This window comes from Gracilibacillus suaedae (assembly GCF_017599345.1).
Classification (GTDB): Bacteria; Bacillota; Bacilli; order Bacillales; family Amphibacillaceae; genus Gracilibacillus; species Gracilibacillus suaedae.
Map to the genome: position 1 here is coordinate 43,377 of NZ_JAGFVL010000044.1, position 22,200 is coordinate 65,576.

The window sequence follows — 22,200 nt, forward strand, 5'->3', positions numbered from 1 at the left end:
TTTACCTTGACAGATGACTAGGTGAGGCCTATCTAACAGATAGCCGAACCCTTCTGGGGGAACCGCTTATCCAAAGCCCACAGTTACCGCTGTGGGCTTTTAGTATGAGTATATGCTTTACCTAATGCAATTATAGCAATATTTTGTTGATTTGTCACTAACTCTGGTAGGATAATAGGCAAATAGGCAGGAGAAAAAATTAGCATAAATAAAAGAGGGAGATGTCATGTCTGAAGATAAACAGAAATTTAACGGTTTTAAGAACTGGAGACATCTTGACGACATTTCTTATGGGTTTGTTTTGTATGGATTGGTCTATTGATTAGTCTTTGTTCTCCTCTTTTTCCTTAGATTATATTTGTCTAGCTTTTAACATAGCTACAAAATAACAGCTGATTAAATGATGGGCTAGGAATAGTGGGGTATAATACTAATAGGCTTCTGAAATTACTATTCAAGAACGGAGAGTTGCTGGATGAAATACGTTATAATCGGTGGAGTAGCGGCAGGGATGAGTGCAGCGATGGAAATTAAGCGAACAGATGATTCCGCTGAGATCACGGTGTTGGAGCGTGGTGAAGATTATTCATATGGGCAGTGTGGACTGCCATATGTAATTAATGGACTTGTACCGTCTACCAAAGATGTAATTGCGAGGACGATTGAAACGTTTAGAGAAAAATATAGTATTGATGCTAAAATACTTACGAAAGTGACAAAAGTAGATCCGGAAAAACAACAGATCATTGGTTTCCATCTAGATTCGAATCAATCTTTTACTTTAAAATATGATCGCTTGTTAATCGCTACAGGCTCTGATCCTATTTTGCCAGAATGGCCAGGAATTAATTTAGAAGGAATTCATACGTTAAAAACTTTACAAGATACAGATGGATTAATGACTGATTTAACAGAAAAAATCAAACATGTCACCATTGTTGGGGCAGGTTATATCGGATTTGAGATGGCAGAGAGTTTTCGATCAATCGGAAAAGAAGTAACGCTGATTCAAAGAGGCGATCAGTTAGCGAAAATTTTCGACGAAGATATGTCAAAGTTAATTGAAAAAGAAGCATTGCATCATCAGGTTGATATTAAGTTAGAGGAAGAAGTAACAGGTTTTTCTGGTAAAGAACGTGTGGAAGCAGTTATAACCAACAAGAGTAGATATTCAACGGATTTAGTTCTGCTAAGTGCAGGAGTAAAACCGAATACGGATTTTCTAAAAAGTAGTGGGATTCAGATGAACAAGGAAGGTGCGATTCGTGTAAATGCCTATATGGAAACCTCGATTCCAAACATATATGCTGCAGGTGATTGTGCCACACATTATCATATGGTCAAACAGTTGGATGACTATATTCCATTAGGTACTACTGCCAACAAGCAAGGTAGAATTGCTGGTGCAAACATGGCTGGAAATGCGATTACGTTTAAAGGGATAGTAGGTACATCCATTATAAAATTCTTTGACTTAGATCTAGGCAGAACCGGAATTACCGAAATAGAAGCAAAAAGGTTGAGCATACCATATCAGATTGAAAAAAGAGAAGACACAAGTCATGCAGGTTATTTTCCAGGAGCAGAAACACTATATATTAAGTTGATTTTTCATCAGAAAACGAGCCAATTGTTAGGTGGTCAGATTATCGGGAGAAAAGGTGTCGACAAACGGATCGACGTATTGGCCACAGCGCTATACAATAAAATGACCATTCAACAATTGCAAGACCTTGACCTTGCATATGCTCCGCCATTCAACAGTGTTTGGGATCCAATTCAAAAGATTTCCCGGAAAACGTAAGATTTATTGAGCGTATAAATAAGAAAAAAACGCCAAACCTCGCCGGTCCATTATTAAATGCTAATTAGATATCGATTACTTTGGTAGTAATGATGAAATATTTGAACAGCTTGACCTCCACTCCGGCTGCCACTTCCCTTCAATGAGTAAAAGACTTCCAATACCGTGGAAGTCTTTTACTTGTATGGAAAGAAAGTATAAAATCAGCGCAATGACCGTGCTATAAAAGCAAGTATAAAAATTAGGCCTTGTCTAGCTCCGAGCACCCAAAAACTAGGCGACTTCACGGATTTCCCTACGATAAGTCATCATCGATTGGAAAACTCACCGTGATTCCTTTATCTCAGTTAATCCTGAAGCCGATACGTTTCTAAACGGGCGCTCTGCGCTTTTCTTATGGTTACACTTATTTGCTTAATGGTTCTTTAGCCAGGATAGCAAGTTCCATCTTTTCCAATGATTCACAATATTCATTTTGAATATCTCCATTTACTTTCGAAGGATCTTTTCGCAAATCATGAATCACTCTCCAATTGGAATACCAGTCGCCTTTTTCTGCTGGTTTCTGTTCAACATTACTCCATGCATTCTCTAATGAAGGACTGTACAAACGGTGTGCTCCAGGTTTTAATTGGCAACCTTCTATACTTGGCTGAAAAGGTTCTTCAGGATTGGATTCGTTGATGTCATTAAACATGTTTGGCCAGTAGTCTTGCCTTGACCCTGTGTGTGGTTGTCGCAGTGCCATATCATAAATGTCTGAGAAGAAATTATCATCAAATAATAATTGATATAATCGTTTACCTAATAGAATCCGCTCTTTTAAAGAAGCAAATTGATGTACAGATTGCCCGACTAATTTAACTTGCTTTCCATCTTTGAAGGGAAACAGTATTTGATTCAGTTGCAATAACTCTTGCATTTTAAATTCTAACGACTCCAACAAGGTAGCATGATATTCTTTGTTCTGAATGACTCTGTCTTCGATATAGTTTTGTTCGTTAATAATAAGTGCGACAGTTATCAGGTAATTATCTTTCTTTTGATAATAATGATCCCACATCACCTTCATAAAATAAGATATACCGAATTGCGGAAGTAAATAGAATAAACTTTTGTTTGCTTTTATACTTTCCTCATATAAAAGTAATTGAGGATATGCATCATGAAAAATGAGCCAATTACTCCTTTCTAAAAATGCAAAAAAATAAGCTTGTTGTTCTTTAGTCATGATCCGTGTTAACAGGCTACCCTTCAAATCGGTCATGTTCCATCCAGCATTTCGGGATACCATATGTGCCAGAAATGCCCATTCGATTTCAGGGTTTCTTTTAAAAAATGCAAGATATGCTTTCGTCCTTATAACGTTATTCGTATTATTTTCCCTTGTCTGCCCTTTGATAAATTGTACCAGTTTTGCTTCATCGTCTGAAAGACCGTCGAAGTCAGTAAAGGAATCTTTCTTTTGCTGTAATGTTTTTTTAATTGACTTCAGCTCAGTGGGTAATCTTTTAAATCGGTTAAATATTCGTGATCCCTCCTTTATTATCTTTATGTTTAGGTTATGTAGCCATACTATTATGTTTACTATATGAAAAGGGATTTATACAATCAGTTGGTAGTGAATGGACTCTAAGCAATATATATTTTATTAACTAGAGTGCTTGTAGGAAATTATGTTTAATAAAAGATGGGGATTATATAAAAAATATAGGGATGAACGTACATCCCTAAAATAAGTTTAGCCAAAAAATAAGTCCAAAATGTTGGAGCCTGTAGTAGATTCTTTATTATAAAATTCGGAATAACCACAGTCCTCACAATACACAACAAGAAACCGATTGTTTTGCACATCAAACATTTTGGAGAGACCTGTTCCAGTCATTGCTACTTCTTTTTGTGCTGCTCTAGTGCTTCCGCATTTAATACAACCTTGATGTCCCACTATGTTCATACCTCCTAAATTGTTAACTGAATACATTTATGAAGTATTCTTTACTAATGTTTACGATTCAGACATCAATATGTTTCATTTTTTCCTGAACAAATCCATCTTCTCATTTTTCATTTACCTGTTAAAATAAGTTGTCGCTCGATCTGTAACATGGATATTTTTAGGTCTTGTCAATAAAGACGAGATTACCTTCACGTAAAAACTTTTGTATTACCTTTCATTGAATTCATTAACATACAAAATACCAATTTCACTACGACATGACAGTGCAAATGTATGAGAAGTCGGTGAATTAACTTTACGAGTGAACAATATAGCTCTTGCAAACTTGCCAGAAGATTTAATTGTGACAAAGAGGTCGCAGAAGAAATATGGGGGTAATAGTTTAATTACAAGCGGATAGGGAGGTTTTATCATCTTTATCCTTTTTGCATTTGATAACACAAAAGGATGTAATGGTATAAGGCGTTAATTTAATTGTCTTACCAGTTGGGGGAATGAAATAAATGTTTAGTATTTCTGTCAGAAGGTAAGCTGGAGCAGAAGATTAAAAAATGATTACTAGATTTAAAGAGTGGAATTAAGGAGTATTTTTTAGAGTAGGTATGGAATACGGTTATAAGACCTATAACGAGTTAGAAAGTGTATGTAGTTTCGTCACTTTTAAACTCGTTTTTTTTTGCTTGATAATCATTTACTCAAGAATGAATTGAATTTATCACGCATATACTATAATAAGCACTTTTGGAAAAATCAGGGCATCCAAGTGACGTGATTATGGAAAAAATCTATCTTCTTTACAGGAGAGAGGGTGTGAATAAAGGTGGAGAAAGAAACTGTTATTATTTCAATTTTGGTAGGGGTTCTCCTGTTGTTCATTTTATTCGTTTACATCCAAAGTTTGAGGAGTTTCCATGATAAAGAGGATAATCGATTTACTGAAAATCTATACCAGTATCGAAAAACATTGTATTTTCTGTTTGTCTTAGCGATTGGAGCTTTGTGGCTAGTTGAAATCGTTTCTATTGACGATTGGAAAAAATTAGTGATATTAGCTGGAATGGCAGTGTTTATCGATATATTTGTATTTTCTACCCCAACAATAAAAAAGATTTGGAAGACAGAATTTCAAAGCTATGATCCATTAAAAACATATATACAAGAGAATAGTTTAATAGAAGAAAAGCAACAAGATAAGTTAAATTATTTCTCCCAATTGCTACAAATCGCTCCATTTATCAAATCCGATATTGATAAGAAACAACTTGATTTTCCGGATTCACTTAATTTATTTCTCAGTTATTATGCCGATACTTTTGGGCTACGCGTTCATCTTTATGAGGTGAAACCGAAAGATTTCGAAACAGAGTACGAACCTATCGAGGTATTTATAAAAACGGTTCAAACCATTAAACAAACACACACGTTGGATTGGGAAAGTATGCCGGACAACTTGGTGGTAGACAACGAGGCTAATATTGAAAGGATTATTATGGAAACATTATGGAACGGAGATATTGTGGCATTGGATCGTGAAGAAAAACATGGAAAGGGTATGGCACACATATGTCCTGTTTTTGTAGGCGAAAATCATATGTTTATTATATTCATAGAGGAAATACATGAAAGAGTTTATGAGATTGATGCCTTATTTATCACCAATCTAGCTTGTCTTTTCTGTTTTCTTGAAGATGAAAATTTAGTGACAAATTAAATAAAAAAGTAATAAATCGGGAGTTATTCCCGTAAAATGATGAAGAGTATCTTAAAATCGAGGTATTTTAAGAACGGTAATGTAAGAAGTTGTGGAGGAGGAGTTTTGTGATTGAGTCAGTGATCGAAGCCAAGATAAAAAAAGATGAAAAGAAGGAACTTAAATCACATAATGCGAATACACTATATCAAGAAACCACTCCCTTAAGTGATATTCTAAGTCGTAAGAAATCGCCAATTACCCAAATAGCGGAGGCATCGAAAACCCGATATACGAAAGATTTGGAGAAATTACGGCAAACAGCATTAAAAAAGTTATGACGGAAAAGCGACCCTTTTCTTTCTAATTAATGTGAGAAGGGAGATGGGGTGTATTTTTTTTTTGTTAAAAAGTAAGAAGATTGATGAGGAGAGATGGAAGACATGACTAAAATCAAAAGGGAAGGCACCAATCTCATCAAACGAAAAAAGTTCCCTAAAGTTACGCAATGGAAAGGAAAGACTAGAGAAGAGAAACGTCATCAAGCTATGTTAAATCAAATAAAGAAATTAAAAAAAGATGATGATAGGACTTATTTATAATTTTACAATGTTGTGATGATTCGGTTTTAAGCGTAAAGGAGTGCTGTCGTGAGACAAGTAAATACCAGAGCGTATTAATGGCACTTGGATAAAATTTTTGATTTTTATCCAAGTGTTTTCTTTTTTTACAATAAGATAACAGTAATATAAGAATTAACCCTATAATTTATCACCCTGATATGATATATGGTCCATCTTACTTTCAGATGTTTTATGAGAAACAGCCCCTCAACATATTACGAACATTTTACATTAGTTTACTAGTAGTTTACCTTGAATTAACACTCAACTTGTATAGTGAAAGAGTATCTAATATGAGGAGGGGATGACGAATAATGAGAAAGAAATGGACAAGCAGATTGTCACTTCTTGTTATCTTTTTGTTAATTTTTACAAATGTATTGGCATATGGTCCAATTGCATATGCCAATACGGATGAAGTGATAGAACAAGAAGAGACTGCAACAGAGCAAAACGAGGAAACAAATTTATCAGAAGAAAGTTTAGCAGGTGAGAAAGTGGAAGGAGATTCATCCTCAACACAAGAAGAACAAATACATAATGAAGAAACAGAGACAGAAAGCCAACAAGATAATGAGAAAGAAGAGGCCGTTAATGAAGAAGAAGCTTCGGAAGAAAATTCTCAAGAAGAAGTAACAAATTCCGATGAAGAGGTTGAGTCTACCCAGGAAGAGGCTACTACTGAGGAGAATTCAGACAAGAAGTTGGAAGCGCAATCCACGATTGATTATCAAACACTCCCACCACTTTTACTAACAGAAATCATGCCTAATAATGATGGTTCAGACAACTTTGAATACTTTGAGGTATATAATAACAGTGACCAAGCTGTTTTATTAGACTATTATACCATCGCACTGCGTTATACGGATGGAAGTGCTACTGACAAAAATTTCGATTTCCCTGAAGTATCCATTCCAGCAGGAGAAACAATTGTTTTTTGGCACAATCCAGAGCAATTAACTGTTGCTGATTTTAATGCACACTACTCAACCGAATTAACAGAAGATCAAATAGTTTCCTATCAGGGAACGAACTTTTATAACAGTGGAAACCGTGGTGTAGTTATTAAAGATGACAATGAGGATATCGTAACTAACAGCTACCTTGAGGAAGATATTGCATCTGGAAAAGTTGTAACATATCAATATCCAACGGAATCAATCGAAATGGAACGATATCAAACAGTGACCGATCCAACTCCTGGAACGGTGGAAGAAGAGCAAATACCTGAAGAAAAAGTAATTGTTGAACAGCTTGATAAGCCTGTAATTGATCATACACCAGTGACAGAAGGAAAAGAGGGTAAAGCGATTACCATAACAGCAGAACTCTCGAGTGAAGGACATAAAGTAACAGGAACATTACACTACCTTTCAGAAGAAGGTTCATTTGAACAAATTGACATGACCTCAGTGGAGAATAATGTATATGAGGCAACCATCAACAGCGAAAATGTTCCATCTGGTGAACTTGAATACTATATTACAGCAACAAATCCGCAACAGCGTGTACGCTTACCTGAGGTAGACAGTGAAACATTCACAATTGATGTAACATCAATAGATGAATCTAAAGAAGATTTTCAGCAATATCCCCACTTACTTATTACAGAAATCTCACCAAACACAGAAGGTGGAGGTACAGATTACTTCGAATACTTTGAACTTTATAATAATACCAACCAGACTTTATCCTTTCATCAGTATGCACATATTTATTACTACACAGATTCTGGACGTGAAGTACAGTTTAAAGTTCCTCCGGTAGACATTGAATCACAGGAAACACTAGTTTTTTGGTATAACAACGGAAATCATTCATTAGAGGATTTTAACAATCATTTTTCTACTAATCTAACAAGTGAGCAAGTAATAGAAGTAACCGATACGACATTTCCTGTCTTTGCAAATGGAGGAAACCGTGCCTTAATTTTAAGGAATGCATCACAAGAAGAAGTTATTTATGCAGATTATGACGGAGCAGATAATGATAATAATGGTGGTGTCATCCAATATAAATACCCATATGAAGGAACACGAATGACTAAATTAGAAACATTGGCAGAACCTACACCAGGGATGATTTCCGATGAGCAAGTTCCTTCAGAAGTGGTAAAAATCGAAGAACCAGAAGAAGATACGACCGCTCCGGTCATAACACATGAATCAGTGACTGAGGCAGAAGCTTTTTCATCTGTCCCAATTGAAGCAGAAGTGACTGATGATTTAGCAATACCCGATGTAACCCTTTTTGTGAAAAATGGAGACTCTGAATATCGTAGCTTATCTATGTCGACAGATCCAGATGAGCCAGGTAAATATAAGGTTGAAATTCCAGGTATTTATGTGAAATCTGACTTGACCTATTATATCGAAGCAACAGATGGTGTTAATACAAAAAGAACAGAAGAATACACTGTTTCCGTTTTACAAGATGAAGTAGATACGCAAAGCTTACCTCCTTTATTAGTAACAGAGATTGTTCCCGATTCTACAAATGTAGGTACTGCTGATGGTTATGAATTTATTGAAATTTATAATAATACAGATCAAGACATCCCTTTTGAACATTACAAAATCCAGTACCGATATGGCAATGATCCTGCAAGTGATGTTGTTTGGCCCTCGATTCCGGATGATGTCGTGATTCCCGCAGGAGAAACATTGGTGTTCTGGATTATTAATGGACAGAATAATGATCAGACTGTAGCAGATTTTAATGCTAATTATGGATCTAATTTGATCGAAAATGAAAATATCGTGAGAATAGAGTCTGCTGGAATGGCAAATGGCAGTATGCGTGGATTAATTGTTGCTTCGAATATTGGCCGTGAATATTCGACTGCTTATTATAATGATTTAGATACAACAGATGATACTGCCCCTAATAAAGGTATTGTCTATAAATATCCATCTGACGATTCGAATATTATGGAGAAAGTAAGTGCTGCAACGATTGATGCAACACCGGGTGCTGTGGAAGACTATCAGGTGCCGACAGAACCTGTTCAGGGAGAAGAAGATCAAACGGCACCAGTTGTGGAAGATATCACGAGTGTTGACACTATTAACCAGACAGATGACTTAGATGTTACAGCGGAAGCAAGTGATCAAGAAGAATTAAAAACGGTTGCGATCTACTACCGTACAAATGCTAATGAAGATTATAAGAAAGCATTGATTGAAGAAGGAGAAGATGAAGGCGAATTTACTTATCGCATTTATGCTCCTGAAATGATTGGAAATACAGAAGTTGAATATTATTTTGTAGCTTCAGACGGTGAAAATACAACAACGACAAATCCAGAGATAGTAACGATTGAAAGTAATTTGGATCATAGTCCTTTACGCTTAAATGTCGAAAAAAGTCAAATATTAAATGGAACATTTGTGCTAAAAGGTACATCCAACTTAGATCAACCTGCAGATATGAATATGCTTATTGATGGAAATCAAGTACCCACAAAATATCAAGCAATAGAACATGAAGCATACTTCGCTTTTGAAGTGAGTGGAATTCATACCTATTTCCAAAATGGTGTAACAATTGGTGACGAGATCATTCATATATTTGATGATTGGATGGCCCAATGGGAGACGATCACAGTACCGATAGATCCTCACTATCTGGAAATCGGAGAAAACACGATAACAATACGTGCCGGAAACAAAGCTACACCATGGGAAGGTGATCCAGGGGAGAATCGTGATGACTACAACTTACGCAATGTACGTCTCGTATTGGCTGATGGTACGATTCTAACAGATCCTAATCATCCAGATCCTGAAAATGTATTAGACATGGGTGATGATGGAACAAACCGGATTGCGGAGGATTTTACGTTTACTATTTCAGAAGACCACGCACAGTCCATTGCTTATGAGTGGGATACAACAGAAGTAACAGATGGTGAGCACACAATAGAAGTAACCGATTCTAAAGAGACCATTCAAGAACAAGTACTTGTAGATAACACAGCTCCAAATATTGAAGCTACAGTTGCAAATGAAGAAACATACAAAGGTACCTTTATAATTGATGCAGAGATTGATGATAATGTTGCTGGCGTGGATAGTTATCAAGCAAAACTTGATGGAGAGGAGATAGATTTGCCTCTTGAAACTTCATCAGGTGAGCTTACAAATGGTGAGCATACATTAACCATTACAGCTACAGATCAAGTTGGAAACAAAGCTACAAAAGAAATTACTTTTTATACAGTTGAAGAGAATCCAGAGGCACCAGAGAATCTATCAAACATCCAAGACGGTGATCCAACTTTAAAGGTACTTGTTGATGACCCAATGGGAGACAAGATGGATGTTGGTTTCTATCAAGGATTCCAGTACAAACCTTCTGATACAGATGCCGTGGTATCTTATCAAGGTGCTTCAGCTGTGGAACCACCAAATACAAATGAAGTAGATGGCTCAACATTACTAGAAGAAGAGGATATATCACTGGTAGCCGAAAAAGATGGCGAATATTTGGTGAATGATGCAACAACAGAATTTCCATATCACCGCTTTGACGTAACACTTGATGATACAGTCAATGAAGATGATTTGGTTGAATTGGAATGGAGTGGTAATTCTCTAGAAGGTAGAAAAGTAACAATGTATGCATGGAATGTTGAGTCATCTAAGTGGGATATCGTGGATTATCAGATTGCCGGCGAAGAGGATTTTATACTGAAAGGCGATGTCGAAGTTGCTTCATATAGTAAAGATCATCAAATTCAGGTTATGATTCAAGATGAAATACCTGCTAATCGGGATGAATATGACTATACGTTTGTCTGGATGTCAGATACACAATATTATTCTGAGAGCTATCCCCACATTTTTGATCGCCAAACGGAATGGATTAAAGAACAGCAAGAAGAAATGAAGATTGAGTATGTTTTTCATAGTGGAGATTTAGTAGATGAAGCAGATCAACCCAATCAATGGGAATATGCTGACGAGTATATGAGAACATTAGATGATGCAGAAATTCCATATGGTGTTCTAGCTGGAAACCATGACGTATTACAAAAAACAGAAGACTATGCCGAATATTATAAATATTTCGGAGAAGATCGTTTTAACGATAAGCCTTATTATGGAGGTTCATATCTAAATAATCGAGGTCATTATGACTTAATTTCTGTTGATGGCAACGACTATATTATGCTTTATTTAGGATGGGGGATTGATGATGAAGGTATCGCTTGGATGAACGAAGTATTAAGACAACATCCAGACCGTACTGCAATCTTAACGTTCCACGAATATTTGCAGGCCACTGGTACACGCCATCCATTAGGTGAAAAGCTATACCAGGAAGTAGTGCTTCCAAATGAAAATGTAGTAGCTGTTTTATCCGGTCATTATCATGAAGCACAAACGTTAGTGGATGAAATCGATGATGATGGGGATGGTAATCCTGATCGTAAAGTTTATCAAATGTTAGCAGATTATCAAGCAGGCCCTGAAGGTGGTCAAGGCTATATGCGTCTGTTACATTTTGACACAGACAATAATCAAATATTTGTCAACACATATTCACCATATGTGGATGATTATAATTACTATAATAAGGATGAATACCCTAATAAGGATGAATTCACTATTGATCTGGATTTAACAGCAAAAGAAAAACGAGTTGCGACGGACAGTTTTGTAGTGAATGTTTATACAGATCATGAAATAGGTAAGGTAGAAAATGTCGCGAGCGGAGATACGGCAGAAGTAACATGGGAAGGTCTTACAGAGGGAGAACAGTATTTTTGGTATGCTACATTGACTGATAACTATACAGGTGAGAGTCGCTCACCTATCTGGTCTTTTGTCAAAGGTGAAGATGATACATCAGGAAATGACAAAGATAAGGACAAAGACAACGAAACCGATAAAAATAAACCAGAGAAGCATCCGGATTCTAATACTGACTTAGATTCTGGTTCTGGTTTAAATAAAGAAGACAACGATAATAATCAAAGTGCAAAAAGTGATGACGTACAAGAAACGGAAGACGCAAGTAGTAAACAAGAAGACGAGAATAGTGATAGACAATCACCAACAGCAAGTAATGATCATTTTAATCTGCCAAGTACAGCAACGAACACCTTTCAAAATATAGCGCTAAGTATCATATTGCTAATCATTGGAACGATATTGTATGTCAGATATAGAAAACAGTTAAATTAAATGATTTAGAAGGGATGCGATTATGTTGCATCTCTTTTTTTTGCATTAACTATAAATTTTATCACGCTTCTAAGCGTATGTAAGCCCCCTCTGATCATAGTCTCACTTTATGTCCAAAATGTAAGAAGTTAGGAAGCTTATTCGTTTAAATATGATTAACAATTGACCTAAACATTTCCAAAAAAATAATAGGGTTGTATTTTTGGATAGAATATTGTATGATGTATTTATGGTAAAAATTGCATATATTCTTATCCAGAGAGACGGAGGGATTTGGCCTTATGATGTCTCAGCAACCAGTCATATCTGACACGGTGCTAATTCCAATAGATAAGAAGATTGACTTTCGTTTATGGTAAAGGCCTTCTTCTTAGAAGGTCTTTTTTTACTGGGTAAGATATGCTGACCAAATTCATTTTTATGTTAAGGAGAGGTAATATGACAACAAAAACAGTAACAGCACCATTTCGAGCAGATCATGTCGGGAGCTTATTACGCCCGGAGAATTTACTGAAAGCGAGAAAGGATTTCGAGGAAGGTAATATTACGAGTGCACAGTTACGTAATGTGGAAAACAAAGAAATAGCTCATATCATTGATAAGCAGATTGAAGTAGGATTGAGTCTTGTTTCAGACGGAGAATTCCGCCGTCGTTTCTGGCATACAGACTTTTTAGAGCATTTAAATGGCATTGAAGGATATGTACCAGAAGTAGGATATATATTTCATGGGAATGAAGAAACAGAACGTTATAATATTCGGAATACAGGTAAAATTTCATTTAATCCTGATCATCCGTTTATCCAAGATTTTAAAGAATTTAATGCACTAGTAGATGGTCGAGCAGTTGCAAAACAAACCATTCCAAGTCCTAATCAGCTTTTCAACGAAGGAATTCGTGATGTTAGCATCTACCCGGATATTGAAGATTATGCCAACGATGTGATTCAAGCTTACCGTGATGCAGTAGCAGCATTTTATAATGCTGGTGTGCGTTATTTACAGTTTGATGACGTTTATATAGCAGGGTTGTCATCACCTGATATTCCATTTAATGATGGTGAGTTTTCACGAGAATTTTTAATTGATCTGGCATTAAGAGTAGTTAATGGTGTGTTAGAAGATAAACCAAGTGATCTTGTTGTCACTACCCATTTATGCCGAGGAAACTATCGCTCCAATTGGGCTTTTGAAGGAAGCTATGATTTAATTGCTCCAACCCTATTCGCTAAGGAAAAAGTAGACGGTTTTTTCCTTGAATATGATGATGAACGCTCAGGTGGATTCAAGCCATTGGAACATATCCCAAATGATGGAGCGCGTGTGGTGCTTGGATTAGTTACATCAAAGAACGGCGAGCTGGAAGACAAAGAACAAATTAAAGCACGAGTGGAAGAAGCAGCAAAATATGTACCACTTGAGCAATTATGTCTAAGTCCTCAATGTGGTTTTGCATCTACTCACCATGGAAACAAATTAACCGAACAAGACCAGTGGAACAAACTCCAACACATTGTACAAATTACAAAAGAAATCTGGGGTTAAGGAATTATCTTTTCTTATCGGTTGAATTCAATTGAATTATAAAGAACAGAACCTTTGTTGCATTAATGGCAATGAAGGTTCTTTTTTGTCTATAAGTCCCTTAACAAAAAATTAATGTCGCCATATACAGATAAACATAGAAAAATGTTGAAATTAGTAGTTTATTTTTTCTGTAACAGGTTATTAGATTTATGTAAAAAAAAAATAGATAGAAAGGAAGTTGCACAAATGTCAGATTTTATGAATCCATTTAACAACATGCTCAACGAATTGATCCATGCGGTCCCTAATGTTATTGGCGCACTTTTATTACTTGTATTAGCATGGGGTGTGGCAGCAATCGCAAAAGGAATTGTAGAAAAAGTTTTTGTGAAATTAAGGGTACACAAAGGGCTGATAAAAACAAAAGTCGTAAATGATGAAGAACATGGGAAAAGTATACTTGCGGGAGCTGGGAAAGTTATCTACTTATTAGTATTTATTCTCTTCCTACCAGCCATATTAGATGCTCTCGAAATGAACTCCGTTTCATCTCCGATTTCCAATATGATGAATAAATTATTAGGATTTATTCCGAATATCATAGCAGCAGCTATTATACTTATTATTGGTTACATTATTGCCAAATTAGTGAAGGACCTATTAGAGAAATTTTTGGTAAGTTTAAATATTGACAGATGGTTTCAAAAAGTAAAACCGGAGGGTAAGCAACCTGGTTCTGACTCCATCACAATATCTTCTGTTTTAGCTAATATTGTGTTTATTCTTATTGTAATACCAATTGTCACTATTGCATTAGATACATTGGAAATGCAAGCTATTGCTAATCCAATTACATCGGTGCTAAACCAAGTGCTAACCATTATTCCAAATCTGTTTGTAGCAATTATATTAATAATTGCAGGTTACTATCTTGCTAATTTACTTGGCAATTTATTAACTAATCTGTTGAAAGGGGCAGGAATTAATAATATCTATTCAATCTTAAACCTGAAAACAGATGACAAAGGTATATCTTTTGACTTATCCAAAGTGTTAGGTACAGCTGTAAAAGTATTGATTCTATTATTCTTTACTGTAGAGGCGTTAAATCTGTTACATCTAGATGTATTGAATAAGATTGGCACAGCAGTCATTACTTATATACCTTTTCTTGTTAGTGGCTTACTAATTTTAGGAGGAGGATTATTATTAGGTCACTTCTTAGCGAACGTGATCAAGAAGTATACTAATAGTGGTTTATCAGCTTCTATTGTAAAATATATTGTGATCGTGTTCGCAGTATTTATGACATTAGATCAATTACAGTTTGCGACATCCATCGTAAATTTAGCATTTGTCTTAATATTAGGTGGTTTAATGGTAGCATTTGCGATTTCATTCGGCATTGGCGGACGAGATTTTGCGCGCAATCAACTAGCAAAATTAAATGCTAAGATGAATAATGAAGATTAAGGTGAAAAGCCATTAGCCTAGTGCTGATGGCTTTTTGTTTGGATTAACTGAGGCGACTACACGATTACATTTCTATCCAGTTATGTTAGAATGAGAATACATTATCCATATAAAAGAGGTTGTAAGATGAGGCGTGGTCGTATGTTTTTATTTATATTTATGCTAGTTGTTGTTTTAAGTGGGGGTGCAAAAATATATCATGATACAAATTTATTTAAGGTTGAAAACTTGGAGATAACTACATCAAAGTTAGATAGGGATCAATCTTTTACTGTGTTGCAATTAACGGATTTACATAATAAACAGTTTGGTGATAATAATGCGAAATTATTGAATAAAATAGAACAGTTAGATGCTGATGTTATCGTTATTACAGGAGATTTAATTGATCGGAAAACAGATGATTTACAGTTTAGTTTGGAGTTTGCGGACAAATTAACCATGATTAATCCTGATATTTATTTCGTAACTGGTAACCATGAATGGGAGAATCCCTTGAAGGAATCATTTATTCAAGGACTTAATGACAAAGGGATTCGTATAATAGATAATCAAAACAGCGTGATTAAACTGGAGGAGATTTCTTTTCAATTGGTAGGTGTAGGTGATCCCTCAACCAATCATGATGATATGGAGCTTGCTATGTCAGGTTTAAATGAGGATGATATGACAATCCTATTATCACACGCACCTGATTTATCTCGTGCGAAGTATCCAGAGCCGGTTGATGTGATATTAAGTGGTCATACCCACGGAGGTCAAATACGTATTCCGTTGATTGGAGGAGTTGTTGCTCCAGATCAGGGGTTTTTTCCAAAATATGATCAAGGATTATTTAATATAAATGAACATCAACAATTATACATCGATAGTGGGCTTGGTACGAGTGTGATGGATGTGAGAATGTTTAATCAAAGTCAGATGACACTGATTAAAGTAAAGGGTGTCGGTATATGAAACGATTAATGTTGTTCGTTGTTCTTGCCTGTCTTGCGATGGCAGCAATTGAACTATATATTGCTCCTAACTATTTAGTCAAATCTATATGTAAGTTGTTGCTTTTCTTGTTCATTCCTTACTTATATATTCGATTTGTTGCCCATTTGTCGTTTAAAGATATATTTTCTTCTAAAATGAAATATATGAAATTACCAATTATTCTTGCAAGTGGTGCTTCCATCATTATATTATCGTTGTATTGGATCATTGGTAGTTTCTTCGATTTTTCGAATGTGACCGTTATGTTGGAAGATAACATGGCAATTGATAAAAGTAACTTTCTTTTTGTTGCGATCTATATTGTACTCGTTAATTCATTGTTAGAGGAATTTTTCTTTCGTGGCTTTGCCTTTTTAGCCTTATTAAAAATGACGACAAGATGGGTGGCATACCTTTTTAGCGCTGGAATGTTTGCTCTCTATCATATTGCGATGATGACGGATTGGTTTTCTATTTACTTGTTTGTCGTTATTCTGTTCAGTTTATTTGTTGCAGGTTACCTATTTAATAAATTAGATGAGAAAGCAGACAGTATACTGCCATCATGGCTTGTTCACATCAGTGCGAATATTTCCATCAATCTGATTGGAATGATGTTATTTGGAATCATTTAAGTGAATGGATCTAAGTCAAGTCACCAAGTTAAATGGACAGCCTTTTTCTTTAATTCTTGTTGGTATCGTGTGAATCGTAAACTTTCTTGGGTCTAATGTTTCTGTTACCTCATTCCAGAACAGGGGTGTCGCGACAGTTGCTTCATCAGTTGCCCTTGTGGAATAGGGAGCAATGATTGTCTTGCCTGGAGCGTGCTGGACATAATCGATATAAAGTCTATTGCCACGATTTTTCTTTAACCGTTCAATGGTAAAATGATCAGGTTCAGAGTCAACTAATACTTTTGCTGTAGCCTCCATCAATGTTCTCGTTTCATCGTAGGTCATATTGTGAATCGGTATGTGAACTTGTAACCCAGTTCTACCGGATGTTTTGACTAAGGGTGTGAAGCCCTGATGTTCCATCATTTCTTTAATCAGGTTGGCAGCACGTACAGCAATAAAAAACTGATCTAATGACGGCGGATCAAGGTCGAAGACTATTTCTTCGGGATCTATTTTATTTATTTTATTAAAAGGAACATGAAACTCCAATCCACCATGATTCCCAAACCAGATTAAACTTTGCAGATCTTGGCAAAGTATATCCATTTCCCCATCATTATTAGGAATAGTTTGAATGAAAGAAGGGGCATAATCTGGCAGATGCTTTTGATAAAAGGAATGTTCATGTATCCCATCAGGAAAACGAATTAATGTCAGTCTGCGATCCTTCAGACCAGGAAGCATAAAAGGTGCAATCCATCTTAAATAACACAAGTAGTTTAATTTCGTAACAGCGGGAAACAATTCTTTTTCTAATCGGGATAAGTTAACCGCTGATGGAAATTGTGCCAAACCTTGATCAATCGTAAGTTGATTACAATCGGTTGGTTTGATATCAAATCGGAACTGATGAAAAACCGGTTCACGGAGTTCTTGATCTTCAGCACTTAGACAATTTATATCCATGCAAACAGAAGGGGCTAGCTCCCATGTTGTCCCATTTACCTTCTGACCATAACGTTTGAAAAAAGTAGTTAACGTTTCTTTCTCTCCTTGTTCTAGGCCATTCTTACATTTTCCGAGAATGCAGAGTGTTTCGTTGTGATAATATTGTAACGTGAGATAATCATTTTCGGTATTCCAATTCGTAACGATCCCTGGAATGGTTCGGAAATTTTTGATTTTCAGCCATGTATTACTTCGCTTTCCTTCGGTATAAATAGCTTTCTTTTGTTTAGCAACCATTCCTTCTGCCTGATGGATGTCAACTACTTCAAGAATGCTATCCAGTTTTTCGAAAGTTGGTACCTTGCGAATTCTTCCTGTTATACCTTCCAAAATGGTGGATAATATTTGATCACGTTTAGAAAAGCTTTTCTTTCGTAAATCTTGAGCTTTTGATTCTAATAAGTCAAAGGCGACAAAAGTAGCAGGGCGATTTTGACTAAACTGGTTTACATTCTTTTTTGTTCTGGATCGCTTTTGTATTTGTTCAAAATCCGTTCGATAGGCAGTAATCGAAATGATCAATTCTCCATCAAGAAAAAGTGGTAAATAGGATTGGAATCTAGAAGTGTGTTGCTGGCACCACGAAATGATTTCAGGAAATGAACGGCTAAGGTTATGACCGTTTCGACTCCATAAGGTAACGTCCTGATCAGTCCATTGTAAACCACAACGAAATCCATCATATTTTACTTGATATATCCACTCATTTCCAGAAGGTGCTTCGTTTACAAGTGTAGGCAGCATCGGTTTCCACATAGTATAGACTCCCTTCTTTATTAGATACAGTTATGAGAAATATTTTTGACAAACTGTTGCATGATTATGTCATAAAAAGAAAAACTATTGTTAAAGAGGTGATTATGATGCATACGATGTGGAAAGGAACCATTAGTTTTGGTCTTGTTAATATTCCAGTCAAGCTCCATTCAGCAACGGAAAATAAGGATATAAAGCTCAGAAATTTGCATAAAGAATGCCAATCTCCTGTGAAGTACGAAAAAGTATGTCCTGTCTGTGAAAAAGAAGTGGAGCAAGACGATATTGTAAAAGGATTTGAGTATACCAAAAATAAATTTGTTATTCTAGAAGATGAAGATTTAGAAGCATTAAAGGAAGAAAAAGAGGATAAGGCAGTCGATATTGTGGATTTTGTAAAGTTAGAAGAAATTGATCCGATTTACTTTGACCGCAGTTATTACTTGTCTCCAAATGAAGGTGGGGCAAAGGCGTATGGCTTATTGCGCAAAGCTCTGAAGGAAACAGGGAAAATCGGGTTGGCAAAAATTACGATTCGCTCAAAAGAACATTTAGCAGTTGTTCGCATTTATCAAAATACGTTAGTGATGGAGACGATTTATTATCCTGATGAAGTTAGGGACTTCCAAGAGGTTCCAAATGTACCGGAGGAAGCAAATATTGTTGAGAAAGAGCTGGAAACAGCAAAATTGTTAATTGAACAATTATCGACAGAATTTGAACCGGGAAAATATCATGATGAGTATCGTACCGCATTACTGGAACTTATTGAACAGAAAAAAAATGGAGAAGAAGTTTCGACAGCAAAAGAGCCTGCAAAAAAGGACAATGTTACAGATTTGATGGAAGCTCTCGAAAAATCATTAAACAAAACCCAAAAAGGGAAAAAGAAAACAACAACAAAACGGAAGAAAACTACAAAGAAAACAGCCTCACAAAAAGCAAAGGCAAACTAAAAGAGAGACTGGACATATCATCAGATAAATGGAATATAGGGTACCTTTCTTTCTTAGGTCAGATCAGTTTCTACTCCTTGGCTATACGGTTTATCCAGGGAGTAGAAAACTAATTCTAGGAGTAGGAGGAGCTTTCTTGGAAACATCCCAGTGACAAAAACACGAATTTCAGAAAATATATTCGATTTTGTCACAAATCAACTACTTCTGTCTTGTTTCTGTAAACATATTTATCAATTTAGGAACAAAATCCATAAACTGCGAAAAACTCTGATTTTCGTTCTTCCATTCTTTTGGAAGGTATAACGTGATATCATAGTAATAAATATGTTCATTAAAAAGGAGATCATGTTATGAATATGAAACGATTCATTATAACGGAAATCATCTATTCGATCCTTATAGGCTGTGTTTTAGGACTTGTGTTTGATAACTTTTGGTTAGGTATGCTAATTGCAATTGGTATAGGAGCAATAGCGGTTGCGGTGTTCAGTGTGGCCATTAAAAAAATGAATAAACAACAAGAAAATAATTCCACAGAGAGCGGTACATAATTTACAGTTAGAAATAGTAAACTATTCTCAATAACTAGGTAAGGAGGATAGAATAATGGACGCACAACGCGCACAAGAAATTTTAGATTCACCTGATATGCGTAATGTAACATATAATGGCGATAGAGTATATATTGAGCATGTCGATCAAGGAACAGGTCATTGTACCGTTCACCCGATCGAAAATCCCGAACAAAAATATATGGTAACAGTGGAACAGTTGCAAGAGCAATAACAATTGAGCACCCCAATTAATGGTCTTATCCGATTGGGGTGCTGTTACGTAATAAGTCTTCTAAAATTTTTCAATATTTTATAAATATTTTGCAGGAAATAGCCGATTTGTATCGAATAGTATATAGTATAACGAGCAAAAATATACACTAGTGAAAATGAAAATTTATTCCTATATTTTGTTATGTTAGTTCGAATTCAAAAGGTTATTATCTACTCGGGGGATGCGTAATGCAATGGTTTGAACCTTATCCACTTTATATCTCAATTATGGCTTTTTTTATATTTTTTTTATCGATTGCACTTGTAAAAAAGCCAAGTAATCTTGTTCGTTTATTTTTATCTATATGTTTAATGCTTTCAAGCTTATTTATGATTTCTACTGCTTTAGAATTATACATCAATGATTTCAATGCAATGCAATGGTTAAGGAATATCCAGCAAATTGCATTATTTTTATGTCCTGTTTTTCTGTTTGGGTTTGCCAAGGAAATTGCTGAGCCCAATGTTACAAAGAATATTAAGTATATGATTTATTTAGGAATACCTGCTGTGACGGGTGTTATTTTGATATTTACTAATCCTATTCATAATTGGATGAGATCTAGTGTGACAACAGTCACCATTTGGGGATTATCCGAAATTAACATAACACCGACACCATTGGGGATTATTTTCATTGCCTATTTAATATTCTTAACCCTGTTGGCAGTTTTTACTTTTATCAGAAACATGCATGATCTACCATCACATCTTAGAAATAGTCATCTGTTATCCTCTATTGCTATTTTACTTCCATTAGTGTCTTTATGTGTCTTACCATTATTGTCTGCAAAAATTCCAGGTCAGGTTGCTTTGTCATTTTCCTTGATGAGTGTTTTGCTTATTTTTATTTTCAAACGCTATGATTTTAATTCCATTTGGCCTGTTTCTCGTCATAAAATTTTAGAATCGCTGGACGAGGGAATTATGTTATTTGGCCCTAATTATAACCTTTTGGAAATTAATCAAGCAGGTTATAAGCTGCTGAAAAGGTGGATGCCATATCTGCACGAGAATTTGATTATCGGACAGAAAGTGGATCAATTATTTCCTGATAAAGAGATTTTGGATGGGGTTTATCAGCATTTATCGACATCTTTTGAATGGAAGGTAGACTTAAACGGAGACTATATTTACCTGCAGGTCAACATTGTTCCGATTGGCTATTATGGTCGTGATATCATGCTTGTTGTCTTAACCGATATCACGGAAAAAAAATTAATAGAAAACCGTTTGTATACATTAGCTCACTATGATTCATTAACCAATATATGTAATAGGCATTCCTTTATCGAAAAATATAATGCCATGATGGAAAATAAAAAATTTCCTATTTCCTTTTTAATAATGGACATCGATCATTTTAAGCAATTTAATGATCAATATGGTCATATCGTTGGGGACCAGGTATTAAAGGAATTTGCTATTGCTTTAACTGAATTTTTTCTGCCTGGAAAATATTGCAGTGTTGTTGGAAGGATTGGAGGAGAGGAGTTTGGTGTTTTGTTACATAAGGATGCTGGGCAGGCTGGTGAACAAGCAAATCTCTTTCAGCAAAATCTGACGGAACATTCTATGAGAATAAATGGGGAAAAGCAAGAAAAAATTACTGTCAGTATTGGATTAACGACAACTAATGAATCCATTAGTTTTGAACAAATGTACAAAGAAGCGGATAAAGCATTGTACCAAGCAAAAAGAGCTGGGAGAGACCGTGTGGAAATGATTAATGCCTAAGGAAGGTTTTTAATAATGGCAGATATTAGTCTTTAAACGCTGAGATG

Annotated in this window: 16 protein-coding genes and 1 riboswitch; of the genes, 13 read left to right on the forward strand and 3 right to left on the reverse strand. The window is 35.6% G+C overall.

The genetic code is table 11. The annotated features are described in order from the left end of the window. The first annotated feature begins 475 nt into the window (after positions 1 to 475). On the forward strand, positions 476 to 1,804 hold the full coding sequence (locus tag J5J03_RS13140; protein WP_208590124.1) for a CoA-disulfide reductase: 1,329 nt from the start codon (positions 476 to 478) through the stop codon (positions 1,802 to 1,804). Positions 1,805 to 2,210: 406 nt separating this feature from the next. On the opposite strand, the gene J5J03_RS13145 is transcribed toward J5J03_RS13140, so the two are convergent. Further along, positions 2,211 to 3,299: a DUF2515 family protein gene (locus J5J03_RS13145; protein WP_208590177.1), complete on the reverse strand. Its 1,089-nt coding sequence runs from the start codon at positions 3,297 to 3,299 to the stop codon at positions 2,211 to 2,213. Between the two features lie 246 nt (positions 3,300 to 3,545). Then, the gene (locus J5J03_RS13150; RefSeq protein ID WP_208590126.1) at positions 3,546 to 3,749 is read right to left on the reverse strand and encodes a zinc ribbon domain-containing protein; all 204 of its coding nucleotides are present in this window, start codon (positions 3,747 to 3,749) and stop codon (positions 3,546 to 3,548) included. Positions 3,750 to 4,629: 880 nt separating this feature from the next. Here J5J03_RS13150 and J5J03_RS13155 point away from each other — a divergent pair. From J5J03_RS13155 to J5J03_RS13190, 8 genes are all read left to right on the forward strand, one after another. Beyond that, a complete protein-coding gene (locus J5J03_RS13155; RefSeq protein ID WP_231710742.1) occupies positions 4,630 to 5,472 on the forward strand; it encodes a type II toxin-antitoxin system SpoIISA family toxin in 843 nt (280 codons plus the stop codon). 107 nt (positions 5,473 to 5,579) lie between these two features. After that, the gene (locus J5J03_RS13160) at positions 5,580 to 5,792 is read left to right on the forward strand and encodes a hypothetical protein (RefSeq protein ID WP_208590131.1); all 213 of its coding nucleotides are present in this window, start codon (positions 5,580 to 5,582) and stop codon (positions 5,790 to 5,792) included. Positions 5,793 to 5,894: 102 nt separating this feature from the next. Beyond that, entirely contained in the window at positions 5,895 to 6,053 is a 159-nt protein-coding gene (locus tag J5J03_RS13165; protein WP_208590133.1) for a hypothetical protein, read from the forward strand. A 335-nt stretch (positions 6,054 to 6,388) separates the two neighbouring features. Then, the gene (locus J5J03_RS13170; protein ID WP_208590135.1) at positions 6,389 to 12,268 is read left to right on the forward strand and encodes a lamin tail domain-containing protein; all 5,880 of its coding nucleotides are present in this window, start codon (positions 6,389 to 6,391) and stop codon (positions 12,266 to 12,268) included. Positions 12,269 to 12,516: 248 nt separating this feature from the next. Continuing rightward, a riboswitch (SAM riboswitch) is annotated at positions 12,517 to 12,605 on the forward strand. Positions 12,606 to 12,706: 101 nt separating this feature from the next. Beyond that, positions 12,707 to 13,813 carry a 5-methyltetrahydropteroyltriglutamate--homocysteine S-methyltransferase gene (locus J5J03_RS13175; protein ID WP_208590136.1) on the forward strand — a complete coding sequence of 369 codons (1,107 nt, stop codon included), beginning with the start codon at positions 12,707 to 12,709 and terminating at the stop codon, positions 13,811 to 13,813. A 228-nt stretch (positions 13,814 to 14,041) separates the two neighbouring features. Beyond that, a complete protein-coding gene (locus J5J03_RS13180) occupies positions 14,042 to 15,268 on the forward strand; it encodes a mechanosensitive ion channel (RefSeq protein WP_208590137.1) in 1,227 nt (408 codons plus the stop codon). 126 nt (positions 15,269 to 15,394) lie between these two features. Continuing rightward, entirely contained in the window at positions 15,395 to 16,225 is an 831-nt protein-coding gene (locus J5J03_RS13185) for a metallophosphoesterase (protein ID WP_208590138.1), read from the forward strand. Further along, positions 16,222 to 16,881: a CPBP family intramembrane glutamic endopeptidase gene (locus J5J03_RS13190; RefSeq protein WP_208590139.1), complete on the forward strand. Its 660-nt coding sequence runs from the start codon at positions 16,222 to 16,224 to the stop codon at positions 16,879 to 16,881. Before J5J03_RS13185 ends, J5J03_RS13190 begins: the two co-directional genes overlap by 4 nt. 15 nt (positions 16,882 to 16,896) lie before the next feature. Here J5J03_RS13190 and ligD read toward each other — a convergent pair whose 3' ends face one another. Then, entirely contained in the window at positions 16,897 to 18,630 is a 1,734-nt protein-coding gene (gene ligD, locus J5J03_RS13195) for a DNA ligase D (RefSeq protein WP_208590140.1), read from the reverse strand. 107 nt (positions 18,631 to 18,737) lie between these two features. Here ligD and ku point away from each other — a divergent pair, with 107 nt between their 5' ends. From ku to J5J03_RS13215, 4 genes are all read left to right on the forward strand, one after another. Further along, positions 18,738 to 19,586 carry a non-homologous end joining protein Ku gene (gene ku / locus J5J03_RS13200; RefSeq protein ID WP_208590142.1) on the forward strand — a complete coding sequence of 283 codons (849 nt, stop codon included), beginning with the start codon at positions 18,738 to 18,740 and terminating at the stop codon, positions 19,584 to 19,586. Between the two features lie 353 nt (positions 19,587 to 19,939). After that, a complete protein-coding gene (locus J5J03_RS13205; protein WP_208590144.1) occupies positions 19,940 to 20,140 on the forward strand; it encodes a hypothetical protein in 201 nt (66 codons plus the stop codon). A gap of 55 nt (positions 20,141 to 20,195) precedes the next feature. Further along, complete coding sequence (locus tag J5J03_RS13210; protein ID WP_208590145.1) at positions 20,196 to 20,375, forward strand: H-type small acid-soluble spore protein; 180 nt, start codon at positions 20,196 to 20,198, stop codon at positions 20,373 to 20,375. A gap of 230 nt (positions 20,376 to 20,605) precedes the next feature. After that, positions 20,606 to 22,153 (forward strand): sensor domain-containing diguanylate cyclase, encoded by a 1,548-nt coding sequence (locus tag J5J03_RS13215; RefSeq protein ID WP_208590146.1) that lies wholly within the window; start codon positions 20,606 to 20,608, stop codon positions 22,151 to 22,153. Positions 22,154 to 22,200 lie beyond the last annotated feature (47 nt).